14 protein-coding genes are annotated in these 12,852 nt (G+C 69.3%); 5 read left to right on the top strand and 9 right to left on the bottom strand.

Translation table 11 applies throughout. The features are described from left to right. From IBL25_RS04700 to IBL25_RS04680, 5 genes are all read left to right on the top strand, one after another. Positions 1-1,408 (top strand): NAD(+) synthetase (locus IBL25_RS04700; protein WP_187777397.1); only part of this gene is annotated, 1,408 nt, incomplete at its 5' end. After that, complete coding sequence (locus IBL25_RS04695) at positions 1,405-1,797, top strand: hypothetical protein (RefSeq protein ID WP_187777396.1); 393 nt, start codon at positions 1,405-1,407, stop codon at positions 1,795-1,797. The genes IBL25_RS04700 and IBL25_RS04695, both read left to right, overlap by 4 nt. Further along, on the top strand, positions 1,794-3,125 hold the full coding sequence (gene gltX / locus IBL25_RS04690) for a glutamate--tRNA ligase (protein WP_187777395.1): 1,332 nt from the start codon (positions 1,794-1,796) through the stop codon (positions 3,123-3,125). The genes IBL25_RS04695 and gltX overlap by 4 nt, the downstream gene beginning before the upstream one ends. Before the next feature lie 28 nt (positions 3,126-3,153). Further along, positions 3,154-4,122 carry a magnesium and cobalt transport protein CorA gene (locus IBL25_RS04685; protein ID WP_187777394.1) on the top strand — a complete coding sequence of 323 codons (969 nt, stop codon included), beginning with the start codon at positions 3,154-3,156 and terminating at the stop codon, positions 4,120-4,122. A 57-nt stretch (positions 4,123-4,179) separates the two neighbouring features. Further along, on the top strand, positions 4,180-5,121 hold the full coding sequence (locus tag IBL25_RS04680; protein WP_187777393.1) for a cation diffusion facilitator family transporter: 942 nt from the start codon (positions 4,180-4,182) through the stop codon (positions 5,119-5,121). A gap of 19 nt (positions 5,122-5,140) precedes the next feature. Here IBL25_RS04680 and IBL25_RS04675 read toward each other — a convergent pair whose 3' ends face one another. The 9 genes from IBL25_RS04675 to IBL25_RS04635 all read right to left on the bottom strand — a co-directional run bounded on the left by IBL25_RS04675 (position 5,141) and on the right by IBL25_RS04635 (position 12,850). After that, entirely contained in the window at positions 5,141-5,587 is a 447-nt protein-coding gene (locus IBL25_RS04675; RefSeq protein WP_187777392.1) for a molybdenum cofactor biosynthesis protein MoaE, read from the bottom strand. Positions 5,588-5,593: 6 nt separating this feature from the next. Next, positions 5,594-5,845, bottom strand: a complete 252-nt coding sequence (gene moaD, locus IBL25_RS04670) for a molybdopterin converting factor subunit 1 (protein ID WP_187777391.1) — start codon at positions 5,843-5,845, stop codon at positions 5,594-5,596. Positions 5,846-5,847: 2 nt separating this feature from the next. After that, complete coding sequence (locus IBL25_RS04665) at positions 5,848-6,432, bottom strand: hypothetical protein (protein WP_187777390.1); 585 nt, start codon at positions 6,430-6,432, stop codon at positions 5,848-5,850. A 60-nt stretch (positions 6,433-6,492) separates the two neighbouring features. After that, the gene (gene pgsA / locus IBL25_RS04660) at positions 6,493-7,101 is read right to left on the bottom strand and encodes a CDP-diacylglycerol--glycerol-3-phosphate 3-phosphatidyltransferase (protein WP_187777389.1); all 609 of its coding nucleotides are present in this window, start codon (positions 7,099-7,101) and stop codon (positions 6,493-6,495) included. A 24-nt stretch (positions 7,102-7,125) separates the two neighbouring features. Then, on the bottom strand, positions 7,126-9,207 hold the full coding sequence (gene uvrC / locus IBL25_RS04655) for an excinuclease ABC subunit UvrC (RefSeq protein ID WP_187777388.1): 2,082 nt from the start codon (positions 9,205-9,207) through the stop codon (positions 7,126-7,128). An 860-nt stretch (positions 9,208-10,067) separates the two neighbouring features. After that, complete coding sequence (locus IBL25_RS04650) at positions 10,068-10,463, bottom strand: dihydroneopterin aldolase (protein WP_187777387.1); 396 nt, start codon at positions 10,461-10,463, stop codon at positions 10,068-10,070. After that, a complete protein-coding gene (locus IBL25_RS04645; protein WP_187777386.1) occupies positions 10,460-11,233 on the bottom strand; it encodes an SDR family oxidoreductase in 774 nt (257 codons plus the stop codon). Before IBL25_RS04645 ends, IBL25_RS04650 begins: the two co-directional genes overlap by 4 nt. Before the next feature lie 52 nt (positions 11,234-11,285). Continuing rightward, positions 11,286-12,077 carry an ABC transporter ATP-binding protein gene (locus tag IBL25_RS04640; RefSeq protein WP_187777385.1) on the bottom strand — a complete coding sequence of 264 codons (792 nt, stop codon included), beginning with the start codon at positions 12,075-12,077 and terminating at the stop codon, positions 11,286-11,288. Then, positions 12,077-12,850 carry an ABC transporter permease gene (locus IBL25_RS04635; RefSeq protein WP_187777384.1) on the bottom strand — a complete coding sequence of 258 codons (774 nt, stop codon included), beginning with the start codon at positions 12,848-12,850 and terminating at the stop codon, positions 12,077-12,079. The genes IBL25_RS04640 and IBL25_RS04635 overlap by 1 nt, the downstream gene beginning before the upstream one ends. Positions 12,851-12,852: the final 2 nt, after the last annotated feature.

The raw sequence follows: 12,852 nt of genomic DNA, 5'->3' as shown, positions 1-12,852 counted from the left end.
GCCGCCCGGGGACCTTGCCCGCGTCCCCGCCTTCATCGCCACCTGCGAGGCCACCCTGGCCGCGCTGGCAGCCGAGACGGCCGATGGCGGCCCCGGCCTGATCCTGGGCGGCCCCTGGGCGGAAGGCGGCAGGCTCTTCGACGCCGCCTTCCTGCTGGATGGCGGCCGCGTCCTGGCCCGCCGCGCCCGGCACCTGCCGCCACCCGACGGCGTCTTCGACTCCGGCCCGGCGCCGGGGCCGGTGGTGTTCCGGGACCTGCGGCTCGGCCTGATGCTTGGTGGCGACTGGCGCGACCCCGCCGTGCCGGAAACCCTGGCCGAATCCGGCGCCGAGATCCTGCTGGCGGTGGATGCCGACCCTTTCACCGAAGGCGAGCCGGAGCGGCGCATCGACCTCGCGGTGGCGCGGGTGGTGGAAACCGGGCTGCCCTTCGCCTTCACCAGCCAGGTGGGCGGGCAGGGGGAGCGGGTCTTTGACGGCGGTGGCTTCGTGCTGAATGCCGACCGCAGCCTCGCCCTGCGCCAGCCGATGTTCGCCGAGGCCATCACGCCCACCGACTGGGCGCTTGGGGAGGATGGCTGGGCCTGCGCCCCGCAGCCGCTGCCCCCCGCCATGCCCGCGCCGGAACAGCTCTGGCGCGCCCTGGTGCTGGCGCTGGCGGACCATGTGCGGCGGGGCGGCTTCTCCGGCGTGCTGCTGGAACTGGCGGGCGATGTGGATTCGGCGCTGCTGGCCGCCTGCGCGGTGGATGCGCTGGGCGCGGCGCGGGTGCGGGGGCTGCTGCTGCCATCGCCTGGGACCGGCCCTGAGCGGCTGGAGGATGCCGCCGCCTGCGCCACACTGCTGGGCATAAAGGTGGAGAACCTGCCCACTGCCCCGGCCCTGGCGGGCTTCCAGGCCATGCTGGGCGAGGCGGGGCAGGTGTCTGAGGGCCGCATCCGCGCCACCGCGCTGCTGGCGCGGGCGGAGGCTTCCGGCGCGCTGCCGTTGGCCGGTGGCAACCGCGGCAGCCTGGCCCTCGGCCATGGCGAGGCCTGGGACGGCGGTTACGCCTTGCTGCGCGACCTCTGGCAGACAGAGGTGCTGGGCCTCGCCCGCTGGCGCAACGCGATGCAGCCGGTCATGCCGGCACGGCTGCTGGAGCGCCCCAGCTCCCCGCCGGATGGCCTGCCGCCCTGGCAGGACCTGGACCTCATTCTCCGCGAACTGACGGCGGAAGCACCCGACGCCGCGCGGCTGCTGGCGCGTGGCTTCGAACCTGCAACCGTCACGCAGGTCTGGCGCTTGCTGGACCGGGCCGGATACAAGCGGCGGCAAGCACCCCCCGGCGTGACGCTCGGCCGCCATGCCTTCGGGCGAGAGCGCCGTTACCCCCTTTTCCACGGATTCACTGACCTCGTCCCATGAGCGGTTCCTTCGACGACACCCTGTTCTCGCCCGAGGGCGGCTTCGCCGTCCGCATCCGCGACCTTTCCGGCGGCAATGGCTCGGAGCCCGTGGAAACCATCCGCGGCTTCCCGACGCTGGTGCAGGCCAATGCCTTCGCCCGCCGCTACGTGCGTGATTCCATCGAGCGATGCCGCGCCCCCGGCATGAGCGCCGAGGAAGTGCTGGCCGCCTGGTTCGCCTTTGGCGAGGACGCCGAGGTGGTGGGCAAGGACAGCGCCGCCTGGAACAGCGGCGCCGAGATCCGTGACTTCGCCGCCAAGCGCGTGACGGATTCCGAGGAACGCAACTGGCGCGTGCTGGACCCCCGCAAGCACGAAGACGACGCCGAGGGAGGAGACGAGGAATGAAGCTCCGCTTCGCCCCCAGCCCCACGGGCTACCTGCATGTCGGCAATGCCCGCGTCGCCCTGGCCAATTGGCTGGTGGCCCGCAAGGCCGGCGGCACCTTTGTTCTCCGCTTCGACGATACCGACGTGGAGCGCTCCAAGCCGGAATACGAGACGGCGATCGAGGAAGACCTCCGCTGGCTCGGCCTGGATTGGGACGAGAGCTTCCGCCAGATGGACCGGCTGGCCGCCTACGAGGCCGCCGCCGAGAAGCTGAAGGCGGCCGGCCGCCTCTACCCCTGCCTGGAAAGTGAGGAAGAACTCCGCTTCAAGCGGGAGCAGCGGCAGAAGCAGGGCCGCCCGCCGGTCTATGACCGCGCCGCCCTGAAGATGACGCAGGAGCAGCTTGAGCGCGCCCTGGCCAACGGCAAGAAGCCCTATTGGCGCTTCAAGCTCTCCACCCGCACGGTGGAATGGCATGATGGCGTGCTGGGCCGCCGGCAGGTGAAGCTGCCGCCGATCTCGGACCCCGTGCTGATCCGCGCCGATGGCTCCTTCCTTTATACCTTCACCTCCGTGGTGGATGACCTGGAGACCGGCGTCACCGGCATCATCCGGGGCGAGGACCACGTCACCAATACCGGCGTGCAGATCGACATCATGGAAGCCCTCGGCATGCGCCCGGGCCGGATCGACTTCGCCCATCTGCCGCTGCTGACGGATGCCGATGGCAGCCAGCTTTCCAAGCGCATCGGCTCCATGGGCCTGCGGCAGTTGCGGCGCGACGGGATCGAGCCGGCGGCGCTGGCCGGCTATCTGGCGGCGCTGGGCTCCTCCGCCGACCCGGTGGCGGGCACGCCGGCGGAACTGATGGCCGGCTATTCGCTGGAGAAGCTCTCCCGCTCCTCCGCCCGCTTCGACCCGACGCAGCTTCTGGCGCTGAACCGCCGCTACCTGCACGGCCTGTCCTTCGAGCAGGTGCGCGACCGGCTGCCGGAAGGTGCCGACGAAGCCTTCTGGCTGGCCGTGCGCGGCAATCTCGACCTGATCTCCGAGGCACGGGACTGGTTCGAGGCCGCCACCGGCGCGCCAGAAATCCCGGCGCAGCCGGAGCAGGCGGAATTCCTGCGCGCCGCCCTGGATACCCTGCCGCCCGCGCCCTGGGACGAGAGCACCTGGAGCACCTGGACCCGGGCGCTTGGCGCTGCATCCGGGCGCAAGGGCAAGGCGTTGTTCCTGCCTCTGCGCCTCGCTCTCACAGGCGAGGAACATGGGCCGGAGCTGAAGCTGTTCCTGCCCCTGATCGGCCCGGAGCGGGCGGCGCAGCGGTTGCGGCAGGCGGCGGGCTGAACTCACCGTCAGCGGAGGAGCGTGGCGGATGAGCGTGGTCGCGGCATCGATCTACCGGAACGGCCGGGCCGTGCCGGACTCGTCCCAGCCGCCCGAGGCACCCTGGCGGCTGGAGAAAGGCGAGTTCGTCTGGATCGGGCTGTTCGAGCCGGAGGAGGAGGAACTCCTCACCCTGGCTGAACGCTTCGGCCTGCACCCGCTGGCGGTGGAGGATGCGCGGGTGGCGCATCAGATGCCGAAGCTGGAAGTCTATGGCGAGCAGCTTTTCGTCGTCGCCCGCACCGCGCGGCTGGAGAATGACGAGATCTGCTACGGCGAGACGGCGATCTTCGTCGGCCACAACTTCATCATCACTGTCCGCCATGGCTCCGCCCGCGCGCATAGCGAGTTGCGCAAGCAGTTGGAAACCGCGCCGGAGCGGCTGAAGCACGGCGTGGATTTCGTGCTGCACGGCGTGCTGGACTTCATCGTGGACGGTTACGCGCCCATCATCGACGCGATCGAGGAGGAGGTGCTTGCGCTGGAAAGCCGCTCCCTCGACTGCCCGCTGGAGAAGGACGAGATCCACCGCATCTTCCGCCACCGCCAGCACCTGATGCGCTTCAGCCGCATGCTGGGCCCGATGCAGGAGATGAGCGCCAAGCTGGAACACCTGGACCTGCCCTGCGTGGACCCGGAGATGCGGCCCTATTTCCGCGACGTGCATGACCATGTGCGGCGCGTGGAGGCCCGGGTGGGAGGGCTGCGGGAAGTGCTGCGCTCGGTCTTCGATGTCGGCATGCTGATCGAGCAGCAGCAGCAAAGCATCGTCACCCGCAAGCTGGCGGCCTGGGCGGCCATCCTGGCGGTGCCCACCGCCATCGCCGGCCTCTACGGCATGAATTTCGAGCATATGCCAGAGCTGACATGGACCTACGGCTACCCCGCCGTGCTGCTGATGATCTTGACGCTCTGCGGCTTGCTCTACGTGCGGTTCCGCAAGGTCGGCTGGCTCTAGGCGCAACCGCCGCCAATCCTCCCCGTTCTGCCCCGGTCCGGGCAGAGGAGTGGGCGGATGTCGAGCAGCGGTTCCCGCAAGGTCATTTTCGCGGCGCTGGCGGGCAACCTCGCCATCGCCGTCACCAAATTCGCCGCCGCCGCCTATACCGGCTCCTCGGCCATGTTCAGCGAGGCCATCCACTCCACCGTCGATACCGGCAACCAGGGGCTGCTGCTGCTGGGGCTGAAGCGCGCCGCCCGGCCGCCCGATGCCTCGCATCCCTTCGGCCACGGGATGGAGCTGTATTTCTGGGCCTTCGTGGTGGCGCTGCTGATCTTCGCCCTCGGCGGTGCCTTCTCGATCTACGAGGGCATCCACAAGATGCTGCACCCGGAACCGGTGACCGACGCCTGGGTGAATTACGTGGTGCTGGGCCTGTCCATTCTGTTTGAAGGCTATTCCTTCTCCGTCGCCCTGCACGAATTCCGCGAAACCCACGCCGGCGAGCCTTTCTGGCAGGCCATCCGGGGCAGCAAGGACCCCAGCGTCTTCGCCGTGCTGCTGGAGGATTCGGCGGCCCTGGCCGGGCTGGTGGTGGCCCTCCTGGGTGTCGGCCTGTCGCAACTGCTGCACATGCCGGCGCTGGATGGCGCCGCTTCCATCGTCATCGGCCTGCTGCTGGTCGCCACCGCCTGCTTCCTGGCACGGGAGACGCTGAGCCTGCTGACCGGCGAGAGCGCCTCCCGCCGCTCCCTGTCGCAGGTGAAGGCGCTGCTGGCGGCCGACCGCCGCGTCGCCGCGGTGGATGAGATGCTGTCCATGCAGCTCGGCCCGCGCGAGGTGCTGCTGGCCCTGACCATCGACTTCCGCGACGACCTTTCGGGCGAGGAGGTGGAACGCGCCGCCGCCGAGCTGACCCTGGCGGTGGAGCAGGCGCATCCGGAGATCACGCGGCTCTTCATGCGGCCCCGCCGGCTGCCAAGGGCATCGCTGGGCGCCGCGCCACTGGTGACGTAAAGACCGCGCGGCGGGGCGATCAGCCCCAGCGCGCCGCCGCTTCGTCGTCGCTGCCCCTGGCTTCCACCCAGCGCTCCTGGCCACCGGGGAATTCCTCCCGCTTCCAGAAAGGCGCGCCGGTCTTCAGCCAATCGATCAAAAAGGCGCAGGCTTCCAGCGCGGCGGTGCGGTGGCGGCTGGCGGTGAGCACCAGCACGATCGGCTCGCCGGGCAGGATGCGGCCGACGCGGTGGATGACGGTGCAGCCGGTCAGGGGCCAGCGCGCCTCGGCTTCGGCCACGATGCCGGTCAGGGCCTTTTCCGTCATGCCGGGATAGTGCTCCAGCACCAGGGCCGCCAGCCCGTCATCGGCGCGGCAGAGGCCCTGGAAGCTGGCGATGCCGCCCACATCCACGCGGTCCTCGGCCAGTGCCGCCGTCTCGGCCGCCAGGTCGAAGGCAGCTTCCTGCACGCGGATGGTCGCCATGGCGGCTCAGCCGCCCGTCACGGGGGGGAAGAAGGCGACCTCATCCCCGGGGCCGACGCGGCCATCCGGCCCGCAGAATTCCTGGTTCACCGCCGCGCGGATCTGCTTCGGGTCCGCGAAGGCGCTGGCATGGCCAGGGCTGCGCGCCGCCAGCCAAGCCATCAGGCCGCCGATATCGGCGACCTCGGGCGGCGGCGACACCTCCTCGGACCCCGTGCCGACCTTCTGGCGCACCCAGGCGAAATACAGGACGCGCATGGTCAACGCGGCGTCGGCACGAGCCGCACGGTTCCGTCAGCATCCAGCAGCGTGGTGGTGCCCCCTTGCGGGATGGCGATGCCGCTGCCGCCGCCGGGGTTCGTGTAGGTGCTGTAGCCGGCGGTGCCGCCGGTGGTGACCGCCGGGCCCTGCGGCGTCGGGATCACGCGGCCATCGGCGCGGCGGCGGGGCCGCGCGGGCTCTGTGGGGTAGGGGGGCATATCGGGCTGGCGCAGGGCCGGCGTGGGCTCGGGCTGGGTCAGCAGGTCCGGCGGCGTGCTGCTGCCGCGGCCCGGCACCACCGGCGCCGCGACACGGCCCTGGGACCGCTGTATCTGCCCCACCGCAGCCTGATCCCCCGGGCGCATGCCGGCATCGGGATTGCCGATGGTGCCGCGCGGCGCTTCCTCATTGGGCCAGACGCTGCCGGCGATCGGCAGCAGCGGCGGCACATCCACCGGCTGGCCCATGACGCGGGCCACGGTGAGGCTTTCCACCGGCGCTTCCGCCTGGGTGGAGCAGGCTGCCAGCGCGGCCAGCGCGCCGACCGCCACCATCCGCATCGCTACCCGTGGCTTGCCCATCATCCGCTCCTGCTCTGCTCGTGCTTCACGTGACCCAGAAGATGCCTATGGACCCCCTGGTCCTCAAGGGCGCCCGGGCGGCTTTGCTGCGCGGGCGGTATCCTGGGCCTCGGCATGGCGCAGGCCGGCGCGGAGGTAATCCCAGCCCGTGACCAGCGTCAGCGCCGCGGCGATCCACAGCATCGTCTCACCTATAATGCCGATGGGCAGGAAACCGATGCCAAGCACCCGCGCCGCCGTGTCGCCGGCCAGCAACGTCCCCAGCGCACCCATCTGGAAGCCGGTCTTCCACTTGGCCAGGCGCGTCACCGGCAGGCTGATGGACAGCGCCGCCAGGTATTCCCGCAGGCCCGAGACCAGGATCTCCCGCAGCAGGATCACGATGGCGGGCAGCAGCCCCAGGGGCGAAAGCCGCTCCAGCCCCGCCAGCAGCATCAGGGCGGCGCCCACCAGCAGCTTGTCCGCGATCGGGTCCAGCATGCGGCCGAAGGCGGAAACCAGCTTGCGGTCCCGCGCGATCTTGCCGTCAAAGTAATCGGTGATGGCGGCGGCGGAGAAGATCACGCAGGCCGCGACATCCCCCCAGGGCATGCGCAGGGCGGCAAAGATCACCAGCAGCGGAATGGCCGCGATGCGGGACAGGGTCAGCAGGTTGGGCAGATCTGTCGGCAAGCCGGCACCCTTCATGGTCTGGCTTCAGCCCTTTGCCGAATTCGGGCCGGTCGCGCCAGGGTGGAAATGCTCATGGATACGCGTCGCCATGGCCGGGCCGATGCCCGGGCAGTTGTTCAGGTCGTTCAATCCGGCCTGCCGCACCCCGCGCGCCGAGCCGAAATGGTTCAGCAGCCGCCGCTTGATGGCGGAGCCGACGCCGGGGATCTCGTCCAGCTCGGAGCGCGTCAGGCTCTTGGAGCGGCCGGCGCGATGGGTGGTGATGGCGAAGCGGTGCGCCTCGTCCCGCAGCCTTTGCAGGTAATAGAGCACCGGGTCGCGCGGCGGTAGCTGGATCGGCGCATGGCCTTCACGGTGGAACCATTCGCGCCCCGCATCGCGGTCGGGGCCCTTGGCGACGGCGACCATCGGCAGATCCTCCAGCCCCAGCTCCGCCATGATGGCGCGGGCGGCGGAAAGCTGGCCGGCGCCGCCGTCGATCAGCACCAGGTCGGGCCAGCCTTCACCGGCGCGCTCCGGGTCTTCCTTCAATGCCTTGCCGAAGCGGCGCTCGAAGACCTCGCGCATCATGGCGAAATCGTCGCCCCCGCCGCTGGCGGCGCGGGAACCGCCACCCATCGGCGCCCGGCCAAGCCCGCCGGGGATGGGGGAGCGGCCCTCGCCGATGCCCGGCAGCACCACCGCCTCGCCATCATCGGCGGAGATGATCTCGCCCCCGGCTTCCGGCGCGGCGCGGCGGCCATTGCGCACCAGCCCGGTCTCGCCCCGGATGGCGTATTTGCGATAGGCGCCCTTCATGAAGCCTTCGGGCCCCGCGACCACCATGACGCCATAGGCATTGCTGCCCTGGATATGGCTGTTGTCGTAGATCTCGATGCGCTTCGGCACCTCCGGCAGGTCAAACAGCTTCTGCACGCCGTCCAGCAGGGCGGCCTGGGCGGTGCCCTCGGCCAGGTGGCGCTCCAGGGCTTCCCGCGCATTGGTGGCGGCGTGTTCCACGGCCACGCGCTTCTCGCCGCGCTGCGGTGCGTGCAGCTCCACCTTGCGCCCGGCCTTGATGGCCAGCGCCTCGGCGATCAGCCCGGCCTCGGGCAGGCTGTGGGAGAGCAGCACCAGCGGCGGCGGCGGCAGGTCGTCGTAAAGCTGGGCCAGGAAGGCGGTCAGCACATCCTCCGGCCCCGCGTCGTCCTTGGCATGGGAGGGGAAGAAGGAGCGGTTGCCGTTGTTGCGCCCGCCACGGAAGAAGAAGACCTGCACGCAGCTCTGCCCGGCGGCCTGGTGCAGCGCCACCACATCGGCATCGCCCACGCCTTCCAGGTTGATGCTGTTCTGCCCCTGCACATGCGTCAGGCCGCGGATGCGGTCGCGGATGGAGGCCGCGCGCTCGAATTCCAGCGCCTCGGCGGCCTGCTCCATCTCGGCGGCCAGCTTCTTCTGGATCGTGGGCGTCTCGCCCGAAAGGAACTGCTTGGCCTGCTTCACCAGCCCGGCATAATCCTCCTTGCTGATCCGCTCCACGCAGGGCGCCGAGCAGCGCTTGATCTGGTAGAGCAGGCAGGGCCGGTCGCGGGACGTGAAGACGGTGTCGCGGCAGGAGCGCAGCAGGAAGACGCGCTGCAAGGCGGTGATGGTCTGGTTCACCGCCCAGACACTCGCGAAGGGGCCGAAATAGCTGGCGCCCTTCTGCTTCTCCCCCCGGTGCTTGCCGATCATCGGATAATCATGGTCCTCGGTCAGCAGCAGCCAGGGATAGGATTTGTCGTCCCGCAGCAGGATGTTGAAGCGAGGGCGCAGGCGCTTGATGAGGTTGGCTTCCAGCAGAAGCGCCTCGGCCTCGCTGCCGGTGGTGACGATCTCCATGCGGCGGGTGCCGGCGACCATGCGCCGCAGCCGCTCCGGCAGCCGGTTGATCTGCGTATAGGAATAGACGCGCTTCTTCAGGTTGCGCGCCTTGCCGACGTAAAGCGCATCCCCCTTGGCATCGAGCATCCGGTAGACGCCGGGCACGGTGGGCATATGCAGCAGCGCGGCCTCGATCACCGCCACGCCTTGCAGCGGCGCCGGCTCGGCGAGGGTCTCGTCTTGGGGGGCGTCAGGGCTCGACATGGGCGGGAACAATCATGGGACCCGGACGGGCTCAAGGGGCAGCGAGGGAATGCGGCTTTTCCACCGAAGATGTGGACAACTCTGTGGAGACACCCGGGGGAACAGCGTGAAAGCGGCAGTCATCCGCCGTTCATAGGATGGTGCCCGCCATTTGGGCATTCAAGCTGCGCAATGGAAAAACAAGCACTTGGCCGATTCTTCTCCGGCTGAATCATGTCAAGAGGATGAACATCATTGACATCAGAGCGGTTTTCGGCGCGGCCAGCTTCCGGTGGATGATTTCCAGTGAAGAGGTCTTTTGGTCATCACAGGCCCGTGAGAAACGCAGAGGTCACGCCAGACGTTGTCCACGATCATCGTGGATAAGAATACGGGGCATGCCGAGGCAAGCGTGACCATTTTCAGCCGGGGTCCACAGCCGCCCGCCGCCCATTCGGCGGACGGGCTTTATCCACCATTTTCGTGGACAGGTTTGTGGATACGAAGGGGCATCCGGGGCAATCCCGTGAGTAAGCCGGCGGAGGCCCAATTGCTCAGCTTCTGAGCAGGGCGGCATCATGGGGGCCAGGGGAGTACCCGTTGTGCGCTGCCCACCGCCATAAGCCTTTGAAAGCTGCTTGGGCTCAGTTCAAAGTTTCCCACCGAAGCTGTGGAAAACCATGTGGACATACCCGTCTTTCCGGCCGGAAAGCGGCGATCTTCAAGGCCTTCCGCGCTGCTGCCCAGGCTTTGAGCAGGTTTTATAACCCATTGTTTTTTCAATGAAGCCTGCAAAATCAAGGGCTCAGCTCGGTCAGGAGAGAACCCGCTGCAACAGCCGCGCCTATCTCGGACAAGCTTCGCAACGATCAGTGGATGGATTATGGCGCCCGCAAACGCTCCACCGTGACCCCCACACCCGCAACGTCAGGAAAGATATCGGGCTTTTCTACCGTGACGCGCGCCGCCTGCACGCGGCTGTCGGCCAGGGCCGCCAGGGCGATTCGCTCGGCCAGGGTCTCGGCCAGCAGCACATGGCCTTCCGCGGCGGCGGCGCGGGCGGCGAGTACCACGGCCTCGTAATCCACCACCCGGGAGAAGTCGTCGGCGCCCACGCCGTGCGGCGCCGCATCATCACGTGCCAGCAGTTCCACGTCGATCAGCACGCGCTGCGGCTCCGCCTCATGCGGGTAGATGCCGAGCCGCGCCCGCACCTCCAGCCGGCGGATGAAGACGCGGCGCAGCCCGGCGGCGGCATCGGGGGCGAAGCCGCTCATGCCTGCGCCTCCTTGGGGGCGGCGGGCGACCATTGCAGGTGCTGCCCGCCATCCAGCGCGATCATCTGCCCCGTCATGGCCGGCAGGCGCAGGATGGCCAGCACGGCGGTGGCCACTTCCTCCGGGCTGGTGCCATGGCCCAGCGGCACGCTGGCGTTCTGCCGGGCAAAATGCTCGGCGCTCTGGTTCGGGCTGGGCATGGCGGGGCCGGGCCCGATGCCATTGACGCGGATGCGCGGCGCGAGCGCCAGCGCCATGCTCTGCGTCAGCGCCCAGAGCCCGGCCTTGGCGACGCTGTAGGACATGAAATGCGGGGTGAGGGACCAGACCCGCTGGTCCAACATATTGATCACCGCGCCCTCCGCCTCCTCCGGCAGGGCGCGGGCGAAGGCCTGCATCAGCACGAAGGGGGCGCGCAGATTGGGCTCGATATGGTGGTCCCAGCTTTCGCGCGTGGCATCGTGCCATTCGTCGCACTCAAAGGTGGAGGCATTGTTCACCAGCACCCCCACCGGCCCCAGCGCCGCCGTGGCTTCCGGCAGCAGGCGGGCGGTTTCCTCCTCCCGCGCCAGGTCGGCGCGCAGGGTGGCGGCGCGGCGGCCAAGGGCCCGCACCTCCTCGGCCGTGGCCTCCGCCGCCTCGGCGCTGCCGTGGTAGTGGATGGCGATGTCGAAGCCGGCGCCGGCCAGGGCCAGGGCGCTGGCGCGGCCCAGGCGGCGGGCGGCGCCGGTGACCAGCGCGACGCGGGGGATGGTATCGGGAATGGGCATGACGGGGCGGACAGTGATCGCCGCCCCGCCCGCCGTCCAGTGGCCTTGGCGCTCAGACCAGCGCGGCCTTGCGCACTTCCTCGCGAATCTCGGCCATCAGCCGGGCTTTCAGTTCCGCGAAGACCGGGGTGGTCTTCACTGTCCAATCACGCGGATAGGGCAGGGGCACCGGCAGTTCCGCCTTGATGCGGCCGGGGCGGGCCGACATCACCAGCACCCGGTTGGCCAGGAAGATGGCCTCGTCGATGTCATGCGTGACAAAGAGCACCGTCTTGCGCGCGCTTTCGCTGTCGGCGGCCCAGACTTCCAGCAGCAGTTCCTGCATCAGCTCCCGCGTCTGGTGGTCCAGCGCGCCGAAGGGCTCGTCCAGCAGCAGCACGGCAGGGTCGTTGGCCAGGGCGCGGGCCAGGGCGGTGCGCTGCTGCATGCCGCCGGAAAGCTGGCGGGGCCAGTGGTTCTCGAAGCCGCGCAGCCCGGTGCGGGCGATGAACTTCTCGGAGATCTCGCGGATCTCGGCCTCCGGCAGCTTCCGCTCCCGCAGTCCGAACTCGATGTTCTGCCGCACCGTCAGCCAGGGAAACAGCGTGTAGGACTGGAAGACCATGCCCCGTTCCGGCCCCGGCCCCTTCACCGCGCGCCCGTCGAGGGACACCGTGCCGCCCGTGGGCCGGTCCAGCCCCGCCACGATGCGCAGCAGCGTGGACTTGCCGCAGCCGGAGGGGCCGAGGATGGAGACGAATTCGCCCGGCGCGACATCCAGGTCCGTCGGCTGCAAGGCCAGTGTGGGCGCCGCCTTGCCCTGGCCGGGAAAGGTGCGGGTCACGCCGCGGATGGTCAGCGCCATTACAGGGAAGCCCAGCGGAACAGGCGCCGGTTGAGCGCCTTGAAGAGGAAGTCGGTGACAAGGCCGATCAGCCCGATCACCACGATGCCAAAGATCATCTGCCCGGTATCCAGCAGCCGCTGGCTGTCCATGATCATGTGGCCGATGCCGCTTTCGGCGCCGATCAGCTCCGCCACGATCACGTAGGTCCAGGCCCAGCCGAGCACGAGGCGCAGCGACTCCATCACCTGCGGCGCGGCGGCGGGGATGATGACGCGCTTCAGGATGCCGCTGTTGCGCGCCCCCAGCGTATAGGCCGCCTCCACCAGGTCGATGCGCGTGGCGCCGGCGATGACGGCCACCATGATGACGATCTGGAAGACGCTGCCCAGGAAGATGACGGAGAGCTTCTGCGCTTCCCCCACGCCGGCCCAGAGGATCAGCAACGGGATGAAGGCCGAGGCCGGCAGGTAGCGGGCAAAGGAGATGAAGGGTTCGAAAAAGGCTTCCACCGATTTGTAGGAGCCCATCATCAGCCCCAGCGGCACGGCGACCACGGCGGCCAGCAGGAAGCCGCCCAGCACGCGCCACACCGTCATGCCGATGTCATGAACGAAACCGTATTCGGTGAAGAGCGCCCAGCCCGAGGCCAGCGCCTGCCCGGGAGAGGCCAGGAAGAGCGGCGGCACGAGGCCGCCATAGGTCACCAGCCCCCAGAGGCCAATGAACACGGCGAAGAAGCCGATGCCCAGGACAACCCGGGCACCGGCGGAGACAGGCTTGAGAGGTTCCAAGG

It is taken from the genome of Pseudoroseomonas ludipueritiae (assembly GCF_014490445.1).
Classification (GTDB): Bacteria; Pseudomonadota; Alphaproteobacteria; order Acetobacterales; family Acetobacteraceae; genus Pseudoroseomonas; species Pseudoroseomonas ludipueritiae.
The sequence above is the reverse complement of the archived record's forward strand: the minus strand, read 5'-3'. Positions and strand labels throughout refer to the sequence as shown.

Bases quoted from the DNA above. Each gene is read 5' to 3' on its own strand.
- IBL25_RS04695 (WP_187777396.1), top strand. From the start codon at position 1,405: ATGAGCGGTTCCTTCGACGACACCCTGTTCTCGCCCGAGGGCGGCTTC.
- gltX (WP_187777395.1), top strand. From the start codon at position 1,794: ATGAAGCTCCGCTTCGCCCCCAGCCCCACGGGCTACCTGCATGTCGGC.
- IBL25_RS04685 (WP_187777394.1), top strand. From the start codon at position 3,154: ATGAGCGTGGTCGCGGCATCGATCTACCGGAACGGCCGGGCCGTGCCG.
- IBL25_RS04680 (WP_187777393.1), top strand. From the start codon at position 4,180: ATGTCGAGCAGCGGTTCCCGCAAGGTCATTTTCGCGGCGCTGGCGGGC.
- IBL25_RS04675 (WP_187777392.1), bottom strand. From the start codon at position 5,587: ATGGCGACCATCCGCGTGCAGGAAGCTGCCTTCGACCTGGCGGCCGAG.
- moaD (WP_187777391.1), bottom strand. From the start codon at position 5,845: ATGCGCGTCCTGTATTTCGCCTGGGTGCGCCAGAAGGTCGGCACGGGG.
- IBL25_RS04665 (WP_187777390.1), bottom strand. From the start codon at position 6,432: ATGATGGGCAAGCCACGGGTAGCGATGCGGATGGTGGCGGTCGGCGCG.
- uvrC (WP_187777388.1), bottom strand. From the start codon at position 9,207: ATGTCGAGCCCTGACGCCCCCCAAGACGAGACCCTCGCCGAGCCGGCG.
- IBL25_RS04650 (WP_187777387.1), bottom strand. From the start codon at position 10,463: ATGAGCGGCTTCGCCCCCGATGCCGCCGCCGGGCTGCGCCGCGTCTTC.
- IBL25_RS04645 (WP_187777386.1), bottom strand. From the start codon at position 11,233: ATGCCCATTCCCGATACCATCCCCCGCGTCGCGCTGGTCACCGGCGCC.
- IBL25_RS04640 (WP_187777385.1), bottom strand. From the start codon at position 12,077: ATGGCGCTGACCATCCGCGGCGTGACCCGCACCTTTCCCGGCCAGGGC.